General features: G+C 58.9%; 17 protein-coding genes. 2 read left to right on the top strand and 15 right to left on the bottom strand.

The genetic code is table 11. The annotated features are described in order from the left end of the window. Positions 1 to 52: 52 nt before the first annotated feature. From murC to dinB, 13 genes are all read right to left on the bottom strand, one after another. Complete coding sequence (murC, locus tag ACIOTN_RS02765) at positions 53 to 1,450, bottom strand: UDP-N-acetylmuramate--L-alanine ligase (protein WP_105661483.1); 1,398 nt, start codon at positions 1,448 to 1,450, stop codon at positions 53 to 55. A 4-nt stretch (positions 1,451 to 1,454) separates the two neighbouring features. Next, on the bottom strand, positions 1,455 to 2,576 hold the full coding sequence (murG, locus tag ACIOTN_RS02760) for an undecaprenyldiphospho-muramoylpentapeptide beta-N-acetylglucosaminyltransferase (protein WP_105661484.1): 1,122 nt from the start codon (positions 2,574 to 2,576) through the stop codon (positions 1,455 to 1,457). A gap of 99 nt (positions 2,577 to 2,675) precedes the next feature. Further along, entirely contained in the window at positions 2,676 to 3,929 is a 1,254-nt protein-coding gene (ftsW, locus tag ACIOTN_RS02755) for a putative lipid II flippase FtsW (protein ID WP_402734768.1), read from the bottom strand. A gap of 43 nt (positions 3,930 to 3,972) precedes the next feature. Next, the gene (gene murD, locus ACIOTN_RS02750; RefSeq protein ID WP_105661486.1) at positions 3,973 to 5,517 is read right to left on the bottom strand and encodes a UDP-N-acetylmuramoyl-L-alanine--D-glutamate ligase; all 1,545 of its coding nucleotides are present in this window, start codon (positions 5,515 to 5,517) and stop codon (positions 3,973 to 3,975) included. After that, positions 5,499 to 6,602, bottom strand: a complete 1,104-nt coding sequence (gene mraY / locus ACIOTN_RS02745) for a phospho-N-acetylmuramoyl-pentapeptide-transferase (protein ID WP_105656803.1) — start codon at positions 6,600 to 6,602, stop codon at positions 5,499 to 5,501. The genes murD and mraY overlap by 19 nt, the downstream gene beginning before the upstream one ends. After that, positions 6,599 to 8,056, bottom strand: coding sequence for a UDP-N-acetylmuramoyl-tripeptide--D-alanyl-D-alanine ligase (gene murF / locus ACIOTN_RS02740; RefSeq protein ID WP_105661487.1), 1,458 nt, complete (start codon positions 8,054 to 8,056; stop codon positions 6,599 to 6,601). Before murF ends, mraY begins: the two co-directional genes overlap by 4 nt. A 50-nt stretch (positions 8,057 to 8,106) precedes the next feature. Continuing rightward, positions 8,107 to 9,699 carry a UDP-N-acetylmuramoyl-L-alanyl-D-glutamate--2,6-diaminopimelate ligase gene (locus ACIOTN_RS02735; RefSeq protein WP_105656805.1) on the bottom strand — a complete coding sequence of 531 codons (1,593 nt, stop codon included), beginning with the start codon at positions 9,697 to 9,699 and terminating at the stop codon, positions 8,107 to 8,109. Next, positions 9,693 to 11,507, bottom strand: a complete 1,815-nt coding sequence (locus ACIOTN_RS02730; RefSeq protein WP_286134108.1) for a penicillin-binding protein 2 — start codon at positions 11,505 to 11,507, stop codon at positions 9,693 to 9,695. The genes ACIOTN_RS02735 and ACIOTN_RS02730 overlap by 7 nt, the downstream gene beginning before the upstream one ends. A 74-nt stretch (positions 11,508 to 11,581) precedes the next feature. Next, positions 11,582 to 12,352, bottom strand: coding sequence for a hypothetical protein (locus ACIOTN_RS02725; protein WP_105656806.1), 771 nt, complete (start codon positions 12,350 to 12,352; stop codon positions 11,582 to 11,584). Between the two features lies 1 nt (position 12,353). After that, positions 12,354 to 13,346 carry a 16S rRNA (cytosine(1402)-N(4))-methyltransferase RsmH gene (rsmH, locus tag ACIOTN_RS02720; RefSeq protein ID WP_181148802.1) on the bottom strand — a complete coding sequence of 331 codons (993 nt, stop codon included), beginning with the start codon at positions 13,344 to 13,346 and terminating at the stop codon, positions 12,354 to 12,356. 170 nt (positions 13,347 to 13,516) lie between these two features. After that, complete coding sequence (gene mraZ, locus ACIOTN_RS02715; protein ID WP_038990697.1) at positions 13,517 to 13,930, bottom strand: division/cell wall cluster transcriptional repressor MraZ; 414 nt, start codon at positions 13,928 to 13,930, stop codon at positions 13,517 to 13,519. Between the two features lie 527 nt (positions 13,931 to 14,457). After that, positions 14,458 to 14,841 carry a DUF3040 domain-containing protein gene (locus ACIOTN_RS02710; protein WP_105656808.1) on the bottom strand — a complete coding sequence of 128 codons (384 nt, stop codon included), beginning with the start codon at positions 14,839 to 14,841 and terminating at the stop codon, positions 14,458 to 14,460. A 182-nt stretch (positions 14,842 to 15,023) separates the two neighbouring features. After that, positions 15,024 to 16,190: a DNA polymerase IV gene (gene dinB / locus ACIOTN_RS02705; RefSeq protein WP_133834285.1), complete on the bottom strand. Its 1,167-nt coding sequence runs from the start codon at positions 16,188 to 16,190 to the stop codon at positions 15,024 to 15,026. Positions 16,191 to 16,352: 162 nt separating this feature from the next. On the opposite strand from dinB, the gene ACIOTN_RS02700 reads away from it, so the two are divergent. After that, entirely contained in the window at positions 16,353 to 17,459 is a 1,107-nt protein-coding gene (locus tag ACIOTN_RS02700; RefSeq protein WP_105656810.1) for a polyprenyl synthetase family protein, read from the top strand. 100 nt (positions 17,460 to 17,559) lie between these two features. Here the strand turns inward: ACIOTN_RS02700 and ACIOTN_RS02695 are convergent, their stop codons facing one another. After that, positions 17,560 to 17,913: an Rv2175c family DNA-binding protein gene (locus ACIOTN_RS02695; protein WP_105656811.1), complete on the bottom strand. Its 354-nt coding sequence runs from the start codon at positions 17,911 to 17,913 to the stop codon at positions 17,560 to 17,562. A 206-nt stretch (positions 17,914 to 18,119) separates the two neighbouring features. On the opposite strand from ACIOTN_RS02695, the gene ACIOTN_RS02690 reads away from it, so the two are divergent. Continuing rightward, positions 18,120 to 19,841: a lytic transglycosylase domain-containing protein gene (locus ACIOTN_RS02690; RefSeq protein ID WP_166650794.1), complete on the top strand. Its 1,722-nt coding sequence runs from the start codon at positions 18,120 to 18,122 to the stop codon at positions 19,839 to 19,841. Positions 19,842 to 19,918: 77 nt separating this feature from the next. Here ACIOTN_RS02690 and ACIOTN_RS02685 read toward each other — a convergent pair whose 3' ends face one another. Continuing rightward, positions 19,919 to 21,406, bottom strand: coding sequence for a sensor histidine kinase (locus ACIOTN_RS02685; protein WP_105656813.1), 1,488 nt, complete (start codon positions 21,404 to 21,406; stop codon positions 19,919 to 19,921). Positions 21,407 to 21,415: the final 9 nt, after the last annotated feature.

The following is a 21,415-nucleotide window of genomic DNA, read 5'->3' as shown; positions in this document are numbered from 1 at the left end:
GGTAGACGGAAGTGGACCAACTGCGATGGCCTCGGACTCGGGACGGAATTCGTCAGCTCAGCGACTTGACGATGTCTGGGCCTAGCGCTGTGACATCGCCGGCGCCAATGGTCATGATGACATCGCCCGGCTCGGACTGCTCAACCACGTGCGCTACAGCGGCTGCCGGCGAAAGTACCTGGGCAGGAACCTCGATGCGCGATGCGATCAGTTCGCTGTCCACGCCATCGATAGGTTCTTCACGTGCCGGGTAGATATCCAGCACGGCCACCGAATCGGCCAGGGACAAGGCCTGGGCGAATTGGCGGAAGAACTCTTGGGTACGGCTGAACAGGTGCGGCTGGAAGACAATGTGCAGCCGGCCGTTGCCGGCCACCGTACGGCCGGCGGTCAGCGCTGCCTGCACCTCGGTCGGGTGGTGCGCGTAGTCGTCGTAGACACGGACCTCTGCGGCTTCACCCTTGAATTCGAATCGGCGAGCTGCCCCGGAGAAACTGGAGAGCGCCTGCAGCGCTTCGTCAACGTCCACACCTGCATCAATGCCGACAGACAATGCGGCGGCAGCATTAAGCAGGTTGTGCTGGCCGGGCACTGCCAGATCCAGGATGCGGCTTTGTCCGCTGCCCCATTCGATGGTTGCGGTGAAGCGGCCGTCTTCGGTGGCGCGGGCATCGGAAAGGCGGCGGTCGGCGTGATCGCTGAAGCCGTAGGTCTGCACGCGGATTTCCGGACGCTCTGCGCGCATCTTGTGCGCCAGATCGTTGGAACCCTCATCATCTGCACAGCAGATCAGCAAGCCGTCTGCCGGCAATAGCCTGGCGAAGTCCACGAAGGCCTGGTGCACTGCTTCAGCGGTACCGTAGTGATCCAGGTGGTCGGCTTCGACGTTGGTCACGATGATGGCATCCGGCCGGTAGTTGAGGAAGGAAGCGTCGGATTCGTCCGCTTCGGCCACGAAGTAGGATCCGGCCCCGAGCTCGGCGTTGGTGCCCAGGCTTGGAATATTCGCTCCCACGGCGAAGCTCGGACGCGCGCCAATGGTCTTGAGCATATGGGCGGTCAGCGAAGTGGTGGTGGTCTTGCCGTGAGTACCGGCGATGGCCACGATCTTCTCGTGGCCGCGCATGGTAGCTTCCAGGCCTTCGGAGCGGTGCAAGATTCGCAGTCCGCGGCGCAGGGCTTCGTCATATTCCGGGTTTCCGGCCTTGATGATCGAGGAGATCACCACGGTGTCGGCGTCGCCGAGGTTCGCTGGGTCGTAGCCTACGTGGATTCGCGCGCCGCGCTCACGCAAGCCATCGAGCACCGGGAGATCCTTGGCATCGGTGCCGGAGACAGCCAGGCCGTAGTCGAGCAGCAGCCGTGCAACCGCTGATACGCCAACCCCGCCTACACCCATCAGGTGTACCTTGCCCAGATCGGCGTTCAGTTCGTCGGCTCGCAGTGCCATGGTTCTAGCCTTCCTGACCCGCACGGCGGCGGGTTGAAACTTCATCAATAATCCGTCGCGCCATGATCTGCGCGGCGTCGCGCTGCCCCAATGAGGCAGCGGCTTGAGACATCTTTTCAATTTTATGCTGATCGGTCAGCAGATTGATGACATTTTCGCTGATATAGGACTTTGTGAACTCCGCGTCGGAAACCAGGACGGCTCCCCCGGCAGCGACCAGTTCACGGGCGTTGAGCTTTTGCTCGCCGTTGCCGATGGGCAGCGGAACCAGTACCGAGGCCGTGCCAGCTACGGCCAGTTCGCAGACGGTGCCCGCGCCGGAGCGGCAGATCATCAAATCCGCGACGGCGTAGGCGTAGTCCATGCGGTCCACGTATTCGGTCTGGCTGTAGCCTTCATGGGACAGCAGATTGCCCGAGGCGTCCAGAATCTGCTTTCCGCGTCCGGTGATGTGGATAGTGTGGATGCCAGCTGCGTTCAGCTCGTCCAGGGACTGCTCGATGGCGGTATTGATGCTCTGCGCTCCGGAGGATCCACCGGTGACCAGAAGTACCGGCTTCTGCCCGGTGATACCGAAGTACCCGCGTGCTTCGCCTCGCAGCGCGGCTTTGTCCATGGTGGCAACGTTGGAGCGCATCGGCATGCCCACCTGCATCTCACCGGGCAGCCCGGTGTTGGCGAAAGTGGTTCCGACGAATGCCGCGTTCTTTGCCCCGAGCTTGTTGGCCATGCCGGCAACGGAGTTGGCCTCATGCACGAAGATCGGCAGCTTCAGCTGCTTCGCGGCAAGATATGCCGGGGTGCAGACATAACCGCCGACGCCCAGGACGGCCTCGGCCTTGGTAGTGCGCAGAACGTTCTTGGCGTTGTTAATGGCCTTGATGAAACGGAAAGGGAACTTGAGCAGATCCACGTTGATGCTGCGTGGCATCGGGGCCTTGGGGATGAGTTCGAGCGGGTAGCCGGCTTCCGGCACCAGCTTGGTTTCCAGGCCACCGGGAGAACCCAGTGCTGTGACCATTGCTTCGGGATGCTCGGCCTTCACGGCATCAGCTATGGCCAGCATGGGCGAGATATGGCCGGCAGTTCCGCCGCCGGCGACGACTAGACGAAGTGCTTCGCTCATCTGTTGCTGTACTCCTTCGTCCTGCCAATGGGCAGGATCAACGTCCACCGCAGATTCAGCGATGGGCCTCTGCTTCTGATAGCGGCCGCTAGCTGCGCACTATTTGGTTTTCTTGCTCTTTGCCGGTTTCTTTTCCAGCGTTGCTTCGAATTCAAGTTTTTGCGCCCGGGCCGAGGAGAGGACATAGCCCATTGCCAGCATGATGGCGAGCATCGCCGAGCCGCCGGAGGAAATGAACGGCAGCGGAACACCGATCACGGGAAGTACGCCGGTGACGGTACCCAGATTCACGAAGGTCTGGCCGATGACCCAGGACATCAGGCAACCCATGAGCACCTTGGTGTACAAGTCCTTGGCGCGTGCTGCAATGCGATACATCGCCAAGGCCAGCAGCATGAACATGACCAGGACGAACAGCACGCCGATCAGGCCGAACTCTTCACCCAGGATGGAGAAGATGAAGTCGTTCTGCGCCTCAGGCACATAGGACCACTTCATGCGGGACTGGCCTGCGCCCACACCGAACCAGCCGCCGGAGGCGAAGGCGTGAAGGCCCATGCTGGCCTGGTAGCAAAGGTCGCTGCTCGGGCCGCAATCGGTATCAAGCCAAGCGACGATGCGCTGGCGGCGGTTGGAGGAAGCGAAGATCGCCACGGACAGGCCCAGGACACCGACCACCGAAAACGCCGCCAGCCACTTCATCCGGATGCCGCCCAAGAACATCGCCGAGGCAATGATCATCAACAAGACCAGCGCTGTACCTACGTCCTTGCCGACCACGATGAGGCCAACAATGAAGACCCCCACCGGGGCAACCACTGGGACGACCAAATGCTTGATGTCGTGCAGCAGATGCTGCTTCTTTTCCAGCATGAACGCGGCAAAAACAGACAACGCCAGTTTGGCGAACTCGCTGGGCTGCAGGCCGAAGCCGCCGATGCGGATCCAGTTTCGGTTGCCGAGCACCGTATGGCCCAATGGCGTGAACGCCACGAGGAACAACAGGACCACTGCCGCAATAACGGAAGGCCAGGCCAGCCGCTTCAGCGTTTCCGGCTTGATCCGCTGCATGACCAGCATGCAGAGAATACCCAAGGCGGCAAAGCCACCCTGGGACAGCGCCACGGTGAAACCGTCCCTGCCCTTCGCGATCGCTTCAACCGACGCCGATGACTGGACCATGACCACACCGAAAACGGCCAGCACGATGGAGCCCACGAGCACCAGCCAGTAGTCCGTGGAGGCCATGCGGCCGCTGGAGTTCTCGACGGTTCCGAGCATCCTGCCGAATCTCGCGTACCAAGGGAGTTCGGCTTTGGAACCTGCTGGCTTCTTGTTCATTTTCATCGCCATCGGTGCCTCCTGCCTCGGTGTCGTTTATTCGGTCAGCTTTCGATTACTGGTCTTCGCCAGTTTTATCCATCAGATCACTGACGGCAGCGATAAATGCGTTGCCACGCTGGGCGTAGGAACTGAATTGGTCCATCGAGGCCGCGGCGGGAGCCATGAGCACGGTATCCCCTGCTTCGGCTACTTCGGCAGCCTTGGAGACCGCACGCGTCATGACCTGGGCGCCGCTTGGAACCGAACCGTCACCGCCCTGCGCTGCCCCAGTGATGTCGATGACTTCAACCTCTGGCGCGTGGGCAGCGAGTGCTTGGCGCAAACCGGCGGTGTCGGTGCCGATGAGCAAGACCTTGGCCAGGCGCTGCGCGTGCTTGGCGATCAAGTCGCCGTATTCCACGCCCTTGGACAAGCCACCGGCAATCCAGACCACACGGGTGAATGCAGCCAACGAAGCATCGGCCGCATGCGGATTAGTGGCCTTGGAATCATTGATCCACAGGATGTCGTTCTTGCGGGCGACGGCCTGGATCCGGTGATCGCCGGAGTCGAAGTTCGCCAAACCCGCAGCGACAGCTTCTGCATTCACTCCGTACGCGCGGGTCAGCGCCGCCGCGGCAGCCGCGTTCGCGGCGGTGTGGCGCGGAACAATCTCGCCGATGTCCTTCAGGGCGATCAGTTCCACGGCACTGGTCTTGCGCTCTTCGATGAAGGCGCGGTCCACCAGCAGGCCTTCGACAACACCCACCATCGATACTGCTGGGGTATCGGTGGTGAAGCCGATAGCACGGCAGCCTTCGATGACTTCAGCGTTTTCCACCATGGTGATGGTGCGCTCATCGGCGGCGTTGAAGATCGCTGCTACCTGGGTGCGTTCGTAGATCTTGGCCTTGGCGGCCTTGTAGTTGTCGAAGCCGCCATGCCAGTCCACGTGGTCTTCGGCCAGGTTCAAGACCACCGAGGCAAGCGGAGAAATGCTATGCGTGTAGTGCAGCTGGAAGCTGGAGAGCTCGACGGCGAATACGTCATAGTCCACCGGTTCGCGTACGGCATCCAGGATCGGGGTGCCGACGTTGCCGACGGCGATGGCCTTCAGCCCATCGGCGCGCAGGATCGCCTCGGTCATGCCCACAGTGGTGGTCTTGCCGTTGGTGCCGGTAATCGCCAGCCACTGTGGTGCTGTGTGGCCGGCACGGTTCTGCACGCGCCAAGCCAGCTCGATATCGCTCCAGATCTCGATGCCCTCGGACTCGGCCTCTGCGATGACCGGATTACGGGGATTCCAGCCTGGGGAAACCATGACCAGCTGGGCCAGCTTGCCATCGACCAACGGCAGGGCTTGTACGTTCCCGTCGCCCAGCAGCACCTCATGGGCCCCGACGATCTTCAGCGTCTCGGCACGTTGCTGGTTCAGCTGGTCATCGCGGCCGTCGATGACGGTGACGATGGCACCCAGCTCGATGAGGGTGTCGGCCGCAGAGAATCCGGAGAGTCCCAGTCCGGCGACGACTACGCGCAGGCCTTTCCAATCAGCATCCCAGCTGGTTAGCGAGTCAAGAGATTTGCCAGCGTCTACGCTCACAGTGCGACAACCCATTCAGAGTAGAAGAGACCCAGGCCCGCGGCCACGAACAGGCCGGCAAGGATCCAGAATCGGATAACAACGTTTTCTTCGGACCAGCCCGAAAGCTCGAAGTGGTGCTGCAGCGGCGCCATCTTGAACACGCGCTTGCCGCCCGAGAGCTTGAAGTAGCCCACCTGGATGATCACCGACAGGGAGATGATCACGAACAGGCCGGCAATTACCACCAGCAGCAGCTGGGTGCGCGAGAGGATCGCGAAGGCAGCCACGGCGCCGCCGATGGCCAGCGATCCGGTGTCGCCCATGAAGATCTTCGCCGGCTTGGCGTTGAACCAGAGGAAGGCGATCAGCGCACCGGAGAGGGTGGCCCCCAGCAGGGCCAGGTCCTGCGGGTCGCGTACCGAGTAGCAGACGTCCAGCGAGTCCATGTTGCTGCAGGCCTGGTTCTGCTGCCAGATGCCCATCAGGGTGTAGGCGCCGAAGACCATGATCGAGGCACCGGTAGCCAGTCCGTCCAGGCCATCGGTCAAGTTCACGCCGTTGGTAGCACCGGTAACGATGAAGTTCGCCCAGAGCACGAACAGGATCATGCCCAGCATCGGGCCTGCGAAGGCCAGGTCGATGTTGGTGTCGCGCAGGAAGGAGATCGCGGTAGAGCCCGGAGTCAGGCCCTGGTCATTGGGGAACTGCAAGGCCAGCACGGCGAAGCTGATGCCGAAGAATGCCTGCAGGACAATCTTCTGCCAGGCGCGCAAGCCCAATGAGCGCTTCTTGAAGATCTTGATGAAGTCATCGAGGAAGCCGACCAGTCCCATGCCGCCGAAGAGCATCAGGACCAGCATTCCGCTGGCGGTAATTCCCGAAGAAGTGCGTCCCATGAGCGAAAGGATGCCATGGGTGGCGAAGTACGCCACGAACACGGCCAGGACGAAGACCACTCCGCCCATGGTCGGGGTGCCGGACTTGATGGCGTGCGAGTTCGGCCCGTCGTCGCGCACGACCTGCCCGTATTGCTTCTTGGTGAGCAGGCGGATGTACAGCGGCATGGCCACCATGGTCAGCACGAGGGCAATGCCGGCCCCCAGAATCAATGCGATCATGCGTTGTCGCCTTCCTTCGCGAATGCTGCAATGTCGTCGCCGAGGAAGCGTAGACCGGCCCCGTTAGAGGACTTGAACAAGGCGATGTCGCCTGGCTGAAGCTGCTCTTGCAGCAGCGCGCGAGCCTCATCTACGTCTTCAACGTAGAAGGCCTCGTCGCCCCAGCTGCCTTCGAGCACAGCGGAGTTGTAGGCGGGCTTTGCGCCACGGCCTACCACTACAAGTTTCTTGATGTTCATGCGAACTGCCATGCGGCCCAGCAGGTCGTGCTGGTGGATGCTGTCATCGCCCAGTTCCAGCATTTCGCCCAGGACTGCCCAAGTGCGTCGGCCCGGTGCGCCGTCGGCGCCCAGGCCCAATTCGGCCAGGGTCACCAGCGCAGCGCGCATTGATTCAGGGTTCGCGTTGTACGCGTCGTTGATGATGCTCACGCCGTCAGCGCGCTCGATGCGCTCCATGCGCCAGCGGCTGCCGGCAGCGCGGCCTTCCAGGCCTGCGGCGATCAATTCCGGGGCGATATCCAGGGCCAGTGCAGCGTTGGCCGCGGCGAGGATATTCGAGACGTGATGGCGTCCCAGGAGGCCCGAGGTGATGCGCTTGCTGTAGCCGCCAGGGAATTCAAGAGTGAGTTCTGGCTGCCCGTGGGAATTCACAACAACGTCGGTGGCCCAGACCCCAGCGTTTTCCGGCTTGTTCTTTCCGGTGCCGAAGAAGCGCACGGCTCCCCCGGAACGCAAGTCCATGCGTGCCACGCGGGGGTCTTCAGCATTCAAGATGGCCGTGCCATCGGCTGGCAGGGCTTCAACGAGTTCGCCCTTGGCCTTCTCGATGTTCTCCACCCCGCCGAATTCGCCGGCATGGGCGGTACCGACGCACAACACGACACCGACCTGCGGGTGCACCATATCTGTCAGGTACGTCAGGTGGCCAATGCCGGTGGCCCCCATCTCGATGACAAAGTACTTGGTCTCTTCGGTGGCGCTGAATACCGTCAGCGGGACGCCGACTTCGCCATTGTACGAGCCGATTGGCGACACGGTCGGCGCCACTTGCGACAGAATACCGGCGAGCAGGTCCTTGGTGGTGGTCTTGCCGGCCGAACCGGTGATGCCCACGACCTTGGCGTCGTTCTTTTCCTTGAGAAGCGCAACGATGTGCGCGGCAATTTTGCCCATTGCTTCTACCGCGTCTTCAATGATGATCGCCGGGTGTTCCCTGCGGTCTTCATCGTGGGTAATGCGTTCAGCTAGGGCCAGCACTGCGCCGGCGGCGCGTGCACGGTCGATAAAGGCGTGCCCGTCGGAGAGTTCTCCGGGCTTGGCGACGAATAAGGCACCCGGGACGACTTCGCGCGAGTCAGTGGTCACGGAAGTGATCACCGTGTCGGAGGCGGCTGTAGCAGTCGCTTTTCCGCCGGTGATTTCCAGCAGGTCGGTCAGAGACAGTTCAATCATGGCAATAAGGACTTTACACTTGAGCGGTGGCGATAGTGGACTTGTACGTTCTAGGAATTGGTCACAAATCCATGAAGATTCAGTGCTTTCGCTAGTTCCACTCGATCATCCAGTTCCACGTCAATTCCCGCGACGTCTTGGCTGACTTCATGTCCCCGCCCGGCCACGAGAATCGCGTCGTTGGCTTCGGCCAAACTCACAGCGAACTCTACGGCTTTGGCGCGTGGCGCGATGTTGTGAAGCTGCACCTGCGGACGCTCGGAATCGAGAACTTGCTGTGCTCCGGCGGCAACCTGGGCGCGGATCGGAGCCGGGTCTTCGCTGTGCGGGTCGTCGTCGGTCACAATGACGATATCCGCGTGGCGGGCTGCCACCGCTCCCATATCCGGGCGCTTGGTCTTATCGCGCTCTCCGGTGGCGCCGAAGACGACGATCCGGCGTCCCTGCTCCCCCGGACGGATGGAATCCAAAGCCTTTGCCAGTGCATCCGAATTATGGGCGAAATCGACTACGGCTACCGGAGATTCGGCTACGACCTGCATCCGCCCTGGAACGGCGACCGACAGCGGATCCTTGGAGTCCAAGGCCTGCTGCAGGGCTTCGAGGTCCGCACCGCCGGCCAGCACCATCAAGGCCGCCAGTGCTCCGTTGGCGACGTTGAACATGCCTGGAAGCAGGGTCCGGGTCCGCAGCTGGCGTCCATCCCGGTGCACCAGGGTGAAACTGTGGCCCAATCCGCAGTGCGCCAGTTCGGCAACCCTCCAGTGCGCCGAAGGGTGTTCGCCGTCGAGGCTCAGGGTCTCGGTAGGCACCAGGGCGCGCTCGGCCAGGCGCTGGCCGTATTCATCGTCTACCATGACCACTGCGCGCTCGGAGCGTTCCGCGGTGAATAGTTCGGCCTTGGTTTCGAAGTACTCGTCCATCGTGCCGTGCAGGTCCAAGTGGTCCTGGGTCAGGTTGGTGTAACCGGAAACGGCAAAGCGCAGGGCATCAACGCGGCCATAGCTCAGCGAGTGGCTGGATACCTCCATGGCCACCGACGTGACTTCCTGCTGCGCCATGCGCGAGAGCACGCCGTGCAGCTGGGTGGACTCCGGGGTGGTCAGCACGCTGGGGATGATCTGCCCGCGGGCGGACATCTCAATCGTGCCGATCAGGCCGGTTTCTTCACCCAGCGCATCCAGGATCGCGCGGATCATGAAGGTTGTGGTGGTCTTGCCGTTGGTGCCGGTGACAGCGAACAGCTTCGGGCTGCGCTGGTCGGTTCCGTAGACGCTCTGCGCGATCACGGCTGCGGATTTGCGTACATCTGCAACGACGGCCACCGGGATCGAGAGGTCATCGCTGAGGAATTCGAGTCCTGCAGTATCGGTGATCAGTGCGACAGCACCGTTGCCGATGGCGGTTTCCACGAATTCGGCACCGTGGCGCTTGGCGCCGGAAATACCCAGGAAGACGTCACCGCTCTGTACGATCTGCGGGTTGAGGCTGACGCCGAGGATTTGCGGAGCGGCATTGAGCAGCGCTCCAGTTCGCACCGCGCCAGCTGTGCCGCAGAGCTGGTCGAAGCCAAGACCGGCGATGCTCTCTGGGCGTAGGTACCGTTCTAGCTCACGCGGAGTGTCGGGGTTCTGGACTACCAAGATTTCTTCTGATCCTCACCTACAAAGACGTCATACGCCTCTGACTTTGTCGTGCTCGGTGGCACATTGAATGTGTTGAGAGTATGGCTCATAACATCGGTAAACGTGTCAGCTACCGAGAAGTCTTTCCAGTTGCCCTTTGGCCTGTACATGGTTGCCACGACGACGAACTGCGGATCTTCCAAGGGAGCGACACCTGCAAAGGAATAAGTATATCCGTCATAGCCCTTGGCGCTTGCCGCCTGGCCTGTACCGGTCTTGCCGCCCACGCGGTACCCGGGAATGCGCTCCTTGTAGCCGGTACCGTCGTCAACGACCGATTCCATGAGCTTGAGCATTTCGTCAGCGGTGCTTTTCTTGACCACGCGCTTCTTTTCCGGTGCGGGGATCTTGGTGATGGTACCGTCTTCGTTGCGGTAGCCCTCAATCAGGCTTGGCGAAAGGCGAACGCCGCCGTTGGCCAAGGACTGGAAAATTGAAGCGGTGTGCAGCACGGTCTGCGAATAGCCCTGGCCGAACATGGTGGTGTACTGCTGGCGGCGGTCCCAATTATCGGGATGCGCCAATTGGCCAGCGCTAGCGCCATTCAAGCCGACGCGGATGGGCGAACCCAATCCGAAGGCACGCATGTAGTCGTAACGGGTCTGCTTGCTCATGGTATTTCCGACCATCACGGTGCCGGTGTTGTAGGAACGGGCGAAGATGCCCGAGACCGTCATGTCGTACGTTGGGTGTTCCAACGAGTCATTGATGGTTTCCTTGGTGAACGTCTTCTTATTCGGCACACGCATCTCGGTCAGCGGATCCACTCCGCCCTGGTCGATGGCCGCCGCGAAGATCGCGGCCTTGCCGGTGGAACCTGGCTCGAAAGCACGGGTGATGGAGGTGGAGCGGCGGAACTCCGGCTTGGTAGCGCCTGGATCATTCGGGTCCAATTCAGCGGAGTCGCCGATGGCGAGGATCTTGCCGGTATCCGCTTTCATGACGACCACGGAAACCCACTCAGCGTTGAACTGAGCTTGCTTCTTTTCTGCTGCACGCTGGGCAACGTAGTTGATGTCGGAGTCGATGGTCAGGATGACGTCCTGGCCATCGACTGCAGGGGTTTCTTCGACCTCGGTGACGGGAATGCGCACGCCATCGGCGCTGATCTCGAACTTGCGGCTGCCGGCCGTGCCGGCCAGGTGTTCCTCCTGGCTCAGTTCCAGGCCTTCGGCTCCCACCACGGCTGTTTGGTCTTCGGAGTTGCGCACGAACCCCAGCAGTGGTCCTGCAATTACGCCTTGCGGGTACTGGCGTTCGCTGCGCAGCAATGAGGCAAGTCGCGGAATACCGATTTCGAGGACTTCGTTGCGTACTTCCGGGGTCACGCTCTTGGCGAGCATGACGTACCCTTTGGGCTTGGCATCGCCCTGCGGGCGAACCTTCGTGGCAAGTTCCTCACGGTCCTGGTCAAGGGTATCGGCTAGTTCGTCAATGGCTTGGTCCCACGTGATGCGTTCCTGGCCATTGGTTCCATCCCGCTTCGCACGGCGAATGTTCTCACCCTGCTCGCGCTGGTCGATGACCAGATCATAGCGGTCTACTGAGACGGCGAGGGTGGTGCCATTGCGGTCTTCGATGGATCCTCGATTTGGCGCAATGTTTTCAACGCGTTCGCGGTTTTCCTGTGCAGCGTTGGCAATGGTTGCCGAGTTGATGCCCTGGACCCAGACCAGCCGGCCCAGGATCACCAGCAGCAAAACCACGGAGAGGAGCAGCACAAAGCGCATTCGCTTTTTCGCAGTGTCGATTGCCGTCGAGCTCACAAAAGAACCTAACTTTCCCTCAGCGTGGTTTTCCAGCAGCGTAGGCCACCTGTATCTAGCTTAGAAAGGGCTAACTACTCTGCTGGGGATTTGATGCTTGGTGCAGGGATCGTGCCCCCGTTAAGCTCAGCGTCATTGAACACTGGGCGGCCATCACTGGCAACTTCACGTTCAGCTTTCTCCGGCTTCACCTCTGGTTCCTTGGAACCTTCAGTGGCACCGGACTCCTTCTGTGAATCTGCTGAGGCTTTACCCACAGTGGTCTTCGGCGTGTTTGATGCGTTGGCTTCAGTTTTGCTTTCACCCTTGCGGATGCTGTCGCCCGGCAGCGGAATAGTTCCGTATTCCTGCTTGCTGTTCTTTGCCTTGACCGCCTTCTCAGCGTCTTGGGCAACCTTGCCCTCAGACAGGCTGATCAGCCCTGGAGCACCTGGCGAAACCAAACCGAGGTCCTTTGCCTTGGCGGCCAGTGCCTGTGGCGCCGCCAACGACTGGGCCTCCTTCAGCAGTGCCTGATTCTCTTGGGAAAGCGCACGCTCTTGCGAACGCAAGTTCACGATGTCGTACTGCCGCTGAGCTACAGAAGTATTGAGCAGCACCAGCGTAACAATCACGCTGAATGCCAAGACAACGAGCACCGCAGACATGGTGAACATGGAGCGCTTGCTGGTTTCGTTCATCTTAGGAACCAACGAAAGAGTTACGCGCTGACGCGAATCGCCTTTAGGCAGGTTGCTAGCTGGGACGGGCTCGGGTCGCATTGCACGCGCAGTATTACCGTCGACAACAGGCTGGTTGTTCACGGCTGCGGTCTTCTGCACGCGGCGCTGGGCTCGTTGGCTCATGCTAGCTCCTCTTCAACACTCGTTCCACAGCTCGCAAGCGGGCTGAGGCTGCACGTGAATTTTCTGCTATTTCGTGGTCGCTTGGCTTCTCGGTGCCCTTGGTGAGCACCTTGTATTCAGCTTTGTGTTCGTCCAGCTCCACCGGGAATCCCGGAGGGGCCGACGAGGTAGATCCATGGACGAAGTGCCGCTTGGTGATTTTGTCTTCCAAGGAGTGGTAACTCATCACGACGACTCTTCCGCCGACGTTCAAAGCTCCCATTGCCGCCGGGATCGCACGTTCCAAGACGTCAAGTTCCTCATTCACTGCAATACGCAATGCTTGGAAGGTCCTCTTGGCCGGGTGTCCATGGTTTCGAGCAGCCGCCGCGGGCACAACGCTGCGGATCACTTCAACTAGTTCAGCAGTGGTAGTGATGCGGCTCTTGGCGCGTGCCTCGACGATTGCCGTCGAGATGCGTCCAGCAAACTTCTCTTCGCCCCACTGTCGAATAATTCGAAGCAGTTCGTCGCGTTCCAAGTCGTTGACCAGGTCCTCGGCAGTTGGGCCAACAGAGGTGTCCATGCGCATATCCAGCGGTGCATCATACGAATAGGCGAAACCCCGTTCACGCTCATCGAGCTGCAGCGAGGAAACGCCAAGGTCGAACAGAACGCCGTCGACCCCCGGGAACCCAAGATCTTCCACGACATCCGCAATTTCGTCATACACCGCGTGCACGAGGTCGATGCGGTCCTGGAACGGGGCGAGTCGTGCACCGGCAAGTTCGTGAGCCTGCTCGTCACGGTCTAGACCGATCAGGTGCAAGTTGTCGAACCGCTTGAGAATGGCTTCGGAGTGCCCACCCATCCCGAGGGTGCAGTCAACCACAATTGCCCGACGGCCTTCAGCATTGGCTCGCTCAATACCTGGAGCTAGCAAATTAACGCATCGGTCCAGAAGTACTGGAACGTGGCGTTCGGATGCTGGTCGCTGGGAATCCTGATTTGGCACTGCGCCCCCTTTCGCTTTCGATCTGCTGTTGAGATCAGATCCCCCTCCAACCAAGTGGCGATCCAACCTTCTGGCTCCGGGGAAGTGAAGCCAGACGATTTTCTACCCCAAGGTGGCTGGAGATCTCATCTCAACAAACGTGGTGTTTTGTCGGTGTAGGGCACAAAGCCCTAATCTTCGTCAGTATCGGAGAACACGTCTTCTTGTTCATCCAAGTACTGCTGCCATGCGGTCGAATCCCAGATTTCAATACGGTTGCCCGCACCGATAACTGTGACCTCCCGATCAAGGCCTCCATAAGTGCGCAGCACTTGCGGAATCGTTACGCGCCCCTGCTTATCTGGAACTTCATCCGAGGCCCCTGAGAGGAACACACGCGCATAGTCGCGTGCTCGCCGGGAGGTCAAGGATGCCTGCGCCAGCTGCTCGTGCTGCTTCTCAAATTCCCGCTGGCTGAAAACGTATATGCAACGCTCTTGGCCGCGAGTGAGAACCAGCCCATAGGACAGCTCATCTCGATATTTAGCTGGAAGAATCAACCGACCTTTTTCATCAAGACGCGGTGTGTAAGTTCCAAGGAACATGCACACCACCTTTCCCGTGAAGTGGCCAGAAGCCCCATTCTTCTCTACTTGCCTCCACTTTACTCCACAACCCTCCACTGTCAATGCAATTTCAGTGGTTTCGCGAGGGTCTGGACTTAAAAAACACCTGAATCTAGCGGATGCTCAGCCTATGTTCAGGTGGAGGGATGGGAATCGTCCAGCTGCATGATCCAGTATTTTTCAGAGATTCCACACGCAAATCCGCGGAATATTGCTATTTTTAGGCGCGGTGGTGGGAAGTGGAGGAACCTGGGGAGGGAAGTGGGGGCCTGCCTGACCGGCGAGGTGGACGTGAACCTTGGAATCTGCAGAGAATTCAAGATCACTTGCAAAGTCGCGCGGCCTTCAGATAGGCGCACCGAATATCCAGGACATCCAACTTCCCGAATTGAATGAAACCCATGCGCCCCGGCATGAGGTGCACGGTGACCGTAGGGATGTGAGAAGCGGGGCTTAAACAGAAAAGAGGTGCAACCCTAGGGGTCACACCTCAATATCAATGCAGATCAGCTATCGGACTGATCACGCTTTCGCTGGTTCCATTTTTCTTCCAGGCCGGAAAGGAACTGCGAATTGTTCTTGGCTGCAGATTTTGATCCCGTTCCGTTGGACGGACCAATTTTTCCAGTAGCCGATTTAGTCAGGGCAAGCAGTACACCCGCGAACATCACCGCAAAGCCGAGAACGCCTACGATGATGATGTGCTGCGAGATTCCAAAGATGAGTCCCGCTAGGCCGACGATTACCAGCAAGATACCCAGAGCAATATTGCGGGTCGACAAACGTCCCGTGCCCGATGGGCCTTTCATGCTCGAAGCGAAGCGACGGTCTTCATGCAGCTGCTTTTCCAACTGCTCCAACAAACGCTGCTCGTGTTCCGATAGCGGCATCGTCTTCTCCTTCCAAAGGCAATCTCGACGGTCGTCCACCGTCTTCAAGTTCAACGTCGGGTCGAAGGGAAAAGTTCCCTGGATTCGATCGAACTTAATTCAAGGATAGTCTCTTTTGCACCCGCCCTGCTAGTTGATCTTCCCCACTGTCCAGATATCCATACGTTCTACACAGAATGTGTTTATTCCTTGGGGCGCAGAAAACGTGCTGGGGTCACGATGGACTGCGGGAATCTCTGTCCGATCTGGTCAGCGATGCGTTCCGCTTCTCGGGCTTTCTCTTCGCGGGGGTCCAAGCTAAATTGCAGACCCAACTCGTAATCTTGCAACCGTTCAGCTTTCACCCCGATCAGCCGGACCGGTTGCGGCATAGGGGTCAATTTTCGCAGAAGGGCCAGCGCGGACTCGCTAATTTTCGTTGAAGAATCTGTCGCAGCTGCGAGCGCCTTCGAACGCGTAATTCCAGAAAAGTCCTTGTACTTGATCTTGAGCCCAACACCGTTGGCTGATTTGCCGTGCTGCCGCAGCCGTTGACCGACCTTATGGCTCAGCCGCAAAAGTTCGCCCTCAAGCACCTGGGGATCGGTGATATCCACCGCAAAGGTATGTTCCGATGAAATGCTCTTCTCATCCCGGCTAACCTCCACCGGACGGTTATCGATCCCCCGCGAGAGCAAATAAAGGGCGCGGCCGTGTTCCCCCAACCGGCTAATCAATCTTGCTTCTGGCTCGCCAGCGAGTTGCCCCACGGTCTCAATCCCCAAGGAGTGAAGCTGACTAGCGGTTCGTTTTCCCACGCCCCACATTTTCGACACGGGTAATTCGTGCAGGAATTCTTCGGTTCGCTCGGGCGCAACTACCGCCATGCCGTCAGGCTTGGCGTACGTCGAAGCGAGTTTCGCAACGAATTTATTCCTTGCAATGCCCACGCTGGCCGGCAGTCCCATTTCTTTGCGTATATATTCGCGGATCTGCTGAGCGATCTGCACTGGCCCGCCAAGCATGCGCATGCTTCCAGTAACGTCTAGGAACGCTTCGTCGACACTGACTTGCTCAACCAGAGGCGTCAATGTGCGGAAGTACGCCATGATCTGGGCCGAGGCTTGCGTGTACTTGTGATGGCTCGGCTCGATCACGGTAGCTTGCGGTAGCAGCGGGATGGCTTGGCTCATCGGCATGGCCGAATGGATCCCGCGAGCTCGGCAGTCATAAGACGCAGAGAGCACCACGCTCCGGCCTGAACGGTGGCCTACAATAACTGGCTTGCCTACTAGGTCAGGGCGGTCCCGCAGTTCCACTGAAACAAAGAAGGCGTCCATATCGACATGGAGGATTGCACGATCCACCATTTCAATTCCTCTCCCCTCGTTCGGCTGCACCACCAGCTTACTCGAATGTATATTCGGATTCCGTTCCCACCCCGCGTACTTTGGGTGCCTTCTTCGCCGGGCGGGAATCACCGGTAGAGTTGTTGCTAACCACTAGTTGTTTACCCGTAGAAATGATTTTGCATGTCGATGCCTGATTCTGTGCCGGACCTCAACACTGAAGCCCAGAGCTTGAGCCGTACCTACACTTCTGACGTTGCTCAGTTATTGGAAGAATTCCTGGCTGCGAAAAGCGTTGAAGTTGGTCAGATTACTAGCAGCGCCGTCGAAATCGTCAATGCGATCACGTCACTGACCCGTGGCGGCAAGCGGCTTCGCGCCCTGTTCGCTTTCTGGGGTTACCTCGGTGCAGGTGGTCGGCCCGATGAACGCGACATCGTCCAACTCGGGGTGGCCTTGGAACTCTTCCAAGGAGCCGCGCTGATTCATGACGACATCATCGACAATTCCGATACACGACGCGGTCAGCCGAGCGTTCACAAGCGCTTCGAGGCCCAGCACCGAGAACTTGGGCTTGCGGGGAGCGCAACGAGCTACGGCATGGCCAGCGCAATCCTTACCGGCGACCTATGCCTGTCGTTGAGCGAGGAAGTCTTCTCAGGTATTGCTTCCCTCAACGCTCGGGCGCGTACCATCTTCAATCAGATGCGCACCCAGGTGATGGCCGGGCAGTATCTTGATGTTCTAGAAGAGTCTGCGGGCCCCGCCTACGATCCGAAGGAAGCGGTCAAGCGAGCTCGCACTATCGTGCGCTTCAAGTCAGCCAAATACTCCACTGAAAACCCATTCTTGCTTGGCGGCGCGTTGGCCGGCGCCAGCGAGGCTCTTATGGAGCGCTACTCCGCATTCGCGCTTCCGCTGGGTGAGGCATTCCAGCTACGTGACGATGTTCTGGGCGTGTTTGGCGATCCAGCAGTCACAGGGAAGCCGACCGGCGGCGATTTGCAAGAAGGCAAGCGCACGGAATTGATTGCCCACGCCCTCTTGCTATCAACTTCTGACGAACAGGACTTCATTCAGAGTCGCCTCGGCGCAGTGGATCTCAGCGAAGAAGAAGTGTTGAGACTAAGCGGTATTCTGCGCGATAGCGGCGCCCTGGCGGCCACCGAGCAGAGCATTAGTGAGTTGACCACCCAATCAGATCTCGCCCTGAACGCATTGCACGTCACGCCCCTCGCCTTAGCGGGAATGCAGCAGCTCAGTGATGCAGTGACAAAGAGAAGTAAATAGCGATTCGTTACTAAGACATAACGAAAGGTCTCAACCATCCATGCGATATGGAATACGGTTGAGACCTTTTGTTATTACTGAGGCTAGTTCGTCCGGGCCATTACCAGCCCATGGCCTGCGCCCGCCGACGGATTTCAGTTTTACGTCCGGTGCGCAGAGCATTCATTGGAGTGCCGGGCAGCGATTCATCCTCGGTGAACAGCCAAATAACCGATTCCTCATCGGAGAAGCCGGCATCCAAGAGTACCGAAAGAGTGCCCTTCAGGCTTTCCACCACTACTCCGTCTTGGAGAAAATCTGCAGGGATCGAACGGACATTGCGAGCGCCAATTCTCAACGAAACAATGGCACGCTCATCCAGCAGTCGGTGCACGCGGCGAATATCTACATCTAATTCTTCAGCCACATCGGGCAGGGTCAGCCACTGGCCGACGAGATCTACGGTTTCCTTCACCCCTTAAGGTTCCCACAAATTCCTGATCCGCGCAGAAATTTGGATGAAACTCACCTCAGCAGTTCCCATGAGTCACAGGAGTAGTGTAAATTTTCTTGTATCACTTTGATAACAATTGCATCACAGTCAACATGGGGTACCACTTCCCCTCTGTTACCTGCGGAGCAAAGCCCGTTATTTTCACCGTATAAATGAGGATTGACTCCATGCCCCACGAATCCAAACATGCTTCCAAGCATGCGTTAGGCGTTGTAGCAGGCGCGGCCATTCCCGCTGCGGTCATTGGCAGCCTCGCCTTAGCTCCCGCAGCGCAGGCAGCACCGATGACTGTTCCCAACACCTCAGGAAGCTTTGCCAAGTCGGTAACTCCGGAGACCATCAAGGTCGCTGAAGACCAGATCAAGGCCCACCTGATCGCTTCGCGAGTATCTACGCTGGGATTACCAGCTAAACGAGATGTTTCTGAAATCAAGATCCCGGCAGGTGCGTCCCTATGGAGCATCGCTCGGGAATATGACACAACCGTGTCAGAGCTGAAGAAGCTCAATAATCTTAAGAATGATTCAATCGTCGCCGGCAAGACACTCAAGGTCTCCGGTCATGCTTCGAAAAACAGCCCCAAGGGCAAGTCTTCGAGCTCGTCATCTTCAAGTACCGCCACTTACACCGTCAAGAACGGTGACACCCTCAGCGGCATTGCGAGCAAGCACGACATGAGCTTGTCTGATCTGTTGAAGAAGAATGACATCTCTGCAAGCAAGGTAATCTTCCCCGGCAATAAGCTGAAGGTCAAGGGTTCGGCGTCGAGCTCCAGCAATACGACGCAGACGAAGAAAACTTCTTCTTCGTCGGGTTCTTCAACCTACACTGTGAAGAACGGTGACACCCTCGGAAGCATCGCCATCAAGCACAATATGAGCTTGTCTTCGCTCCTTAGCAAGAACGATATCTCGGCCAGCAAGGTGATCTTCCCTGGCGACAAGATCAAGGTCAAGGGTTCTTCGTCCTCTGGCTCTTCGTCGAAGTCCTCCCAGAAGAAGTCCTCCTCCTCCGGTTCTTCAAGCTACACCGTCAAGTCCGGTGACACGCTCAGCGGCATTGCGGCCAAGCACGGCATGAGCTTGTCCGATCTGTTGAAGACCAATGACATCTCTGCCAGCAAGCCGATCTTCCCAGGCAGCAAGATCAAGGTCTCGGGTGGCACGTCGTCTTCGAGCTCCTCGCCGAAGAGCACTGCTGCGCCCAAGGCCAAGGCCAAGACGTCGACCTACTCCGTGAAGTCCGGCGATACTCTCAGTGGCATCGCGACCAGCCACGACATGAAGCTGGCCACCTTGCTGGATTTGAACCCCGAGTACAGCTCGAGCACGCCATTGAAGATCGGCGCCAAGCTGAAGGTTTCGGGCTCCTCGGTTGCACCGTCGGGTCAGGTCAAGAAGCAGAAGATCGGCAATAGCTTCGCTGGTCGTACCTACGCAGATCACGTTGTGCGAGATGCTAACTCGAACAAGGACTACCTTGACTCGATCAGTGTCCCGAGCCGCGGCGAGATGCAGGACCTGATCCGTTCCACTGCAAAGAGCATGGGCGTTGACCCGGCTCTGGCGTTGGCTCACGCGTACCAGGAGTCTGGCTTCAACATGCGTGCGGTCTCCCCTGCTAACGCCGTTGGCGCCATGCAGGTACTGCCAAGCACCGGTGACTGGATCGCATCGGTCATTGGCCAGGACCTGAACGTCCTGAACCCACGGGATAACGTTGTCGCTGGTGTCGCAGTAATTGCCTACAATTTGGACAACACCGACAACCTGGACAACGCAATCGCATCGTACTACCAGGGCCTGGCCGGTGTTCGTAACAACGGCATGTACGAAGACACCAAGCATTATGTAGCCAGCATCAAGGCTCACATGAAGAATTACCGCTAAATAGCCAAAAGGAGAGGCGCTTCCAACACGGTGTGTTGGAAGTGCCTCTTTTTTTGTTGCAGCTGATCAGGCTGCTCCTAGCCTGTACGGTGGTCAAGATCCAATGGCATGTCGATTACCACCTTGGTCCCGCCCTTCTCGCTCTGTACCCAACGGATTTCACCCGATAGTTCGCTGGTAACCAGAGTGCGGACAATTTGCAGCCCAAGTCCCTCGCGGCGTGGCTCTTCTGGCAACCCGTGGCCGTCATCTTCAATGACAACCCGTAGCCAATCCTTGCTATCGGCACCCTTGTAGCGTTCGGCAACCAGCGCGACTTCACCGTTGCGATGCGCTAGTCCATGTTCCACGGCATTAGTCACCAGCTCATTGATCACCAGTGACAACGGTGTCGCCAAATCAGCGTCAAGCATGCCGAATTCGCCTTCACGACGCGTGGATACCCTTTGCTCCGGAGAAGCGATTTCCACGATCAGACGGAACTGGCGATCCATCAGATCATCAAATTTGACGGTTTCGTTCAGGCCCTTGGACAGGAAGTCGTGGACCGAAGCGATAGTGGAGACTCGTCGCATTGCCTGCTCCAGGCCCTGCTTGCCGTCCTCTGAGCTCATCCTGCGCGATTGCATGCGCAACAGCGCCGCGACAGTCTGCAAGTTGTTCTTCACGCGATGATGGATTTCACGGATCGTAGCGTCCTTGGTGACCAGTTCTTTTTCGCGACGGCGCAGTTCGGACACATCGCGGCACAGCACCAGTGCGCCCCAGCGCTTTGATTCGTTGCGCAGCGGAATGGCACGCAGGGAGAGGGTGACTCCGCGATGTTCCACCTCGGTACGCCATGGCATCTTGCCCTGGAGCACCAGCGGAAGAGTTTCGTCGACTACACGACGGTCGCTGACCAGTGCCATCGTCAGATCAGCCAGTGGCTGGCCCTGGAGGACATCAGCTGCGCCTAATCGGCGGAAAGCTGAAACAGCGTTCGGGCTGGCGAATTCGACGGCTCCATCAACGTTGAGCCGGATGAAACCATCACCGACGCGCGGCGCGCCACGGCGGGAGCCGGTAGGGCTGGCGAAGTCCGGCCACAGCCCTTGGGTACCCATCTGCAACAGGTCATCAGCGCTTTGCCGGTAGACCAATTCCAGATTGCTGGGTGTGCGGGACTGGTTCGGATCGAAGTGGGAAGTGATGACCGCAACCGGTTGGTTCTGGCGCACTAGCGGAATCGCCTGCACCGTGGTCAACCCCATGATGATATCTTTGCCGGCTTGTTCGGCCGAGCGTTGCACTTGCTTGGTTTCCCAAGCGCGGTCCACCATGATGCGCAGATCCTTGCGGATCCGTTCTCCCACGAAGTCGCTATGGAAGGCGGTATGCGAGGTGGAAGGGCGCACGTGTGCCAAAGCCGTATAGGAACCGTCCCCGGTGGGGAACCAGAGCACCAGGTCTGCGAATGCTAGATCCGAGACCAGTTGCCAGTCCCCCACCAGGAGGTGGAGCCAATCCTCATCACCGGGCGCTAGTGCAGCACGTTGACGTAATTCTTCGGTGATGAGGGCCATTGGCGGTAT

This window comes from Glutamicibacter sp. NPDC087661 (assembly GCF_044743275.1).
In the GTDB taxonomy this organism is placed as follows: domain Bacteria; phylum Actinomycetota; class Actinomycetes; order Actinomycetales; family Micrococcaceae; genus Glutamicibacter.
The sequence above is the reverse complement of the archived record's forward strand: the minus strand, read 5'-3'. Positions and strand labels throughout refer to the sequence as shown.

Coding starts and splice junctions, on each gene's coding strand:
- ACIOTN_RS02685 (WP_105656813.1), bottom strand. CDS start 21,406: ATGGCCCTCATCACCGAAGAATTACGTCAACGTGCTGCACTAGCGCCC.
- ACIOTN_RS02690 (WP_166650794.1), top strand. CDS start 18,120: ATGCCCCACGAATCCAAACATGCTTCCAAGCATGCGTTAGGCGTTGTA.
- murG (WP_105661484.1), bottom strand. CDS start 2,576: ATGAGCGAAGCACTTCGTCTAGTCGTCGCCGGCGGCGGAACTGCCGGC.
- mraY (WP_105656803.1), bottom strand. CDS start 6,602: ATGATCGCATTGATTCTGGGGGCCGGCATTGCCCTCGTGCTGACCATG.
- ftsW (WP_402734768.1), bottom strand. CDS start 3,929: ATGGCGATGAAAATGAACAAGAAGCCAGCAGGTTCCAAAGCCGAACTC.
- ACIOTN_RS02710 (WP_105656808.1), bottom strand. CDS start 14,841: ATGCCGCTATCGGAACACGAGCAGCGTTTGTTGGAGCAGTTGGAAAAG.
- ACIOTN_RS02725 (WP_105656806.1), bottom strand. CDS start 12,352: ATGAGCCAACGAGCCCAGCGCCGCGTGCAGAAGACCGCAGCCGTGAAC.
- murD (WP_105661486.1), bottom strand. CDS start 5,517: ATGGGTTGTCGCACTGTGAGCGTAGACGCTGGCAAATCTCTTGACTCG.
- murF (WP_105661487.1), bottom strand. CDS start 8,056: ATGATTGAACTGTCTCTGACCGACCTGCTGGAAATCACCGGCGGAAAA.
- dinB (WP_133834285.1), bottom strand. CDS start 16,190: ATGGTGGATCGTGCAATCCTCCATGTCGATATGGACGCCTTCTTTGTT.
- murC (WP_105661483.1), bottom strand. CDS start 1,450: ATGGCACTGCGAGCCGACGAACTGAACGCCGATCTGGGCAAGGTACAC.
- mraZ (WP_038990697.1), bottom strand. CDS start 13,930: ATGTTCCTTGGAACTTACACACCGCGTCTTGATGAAAAAGGTCGGTTG.
- ACIOTN_RS02700 (WP_105656810.1), top strand. CDS start 16,353: ATGTCGATGCCTGATTCTGTGCCGGACCTCAACACTGAAGCCCAGAGC.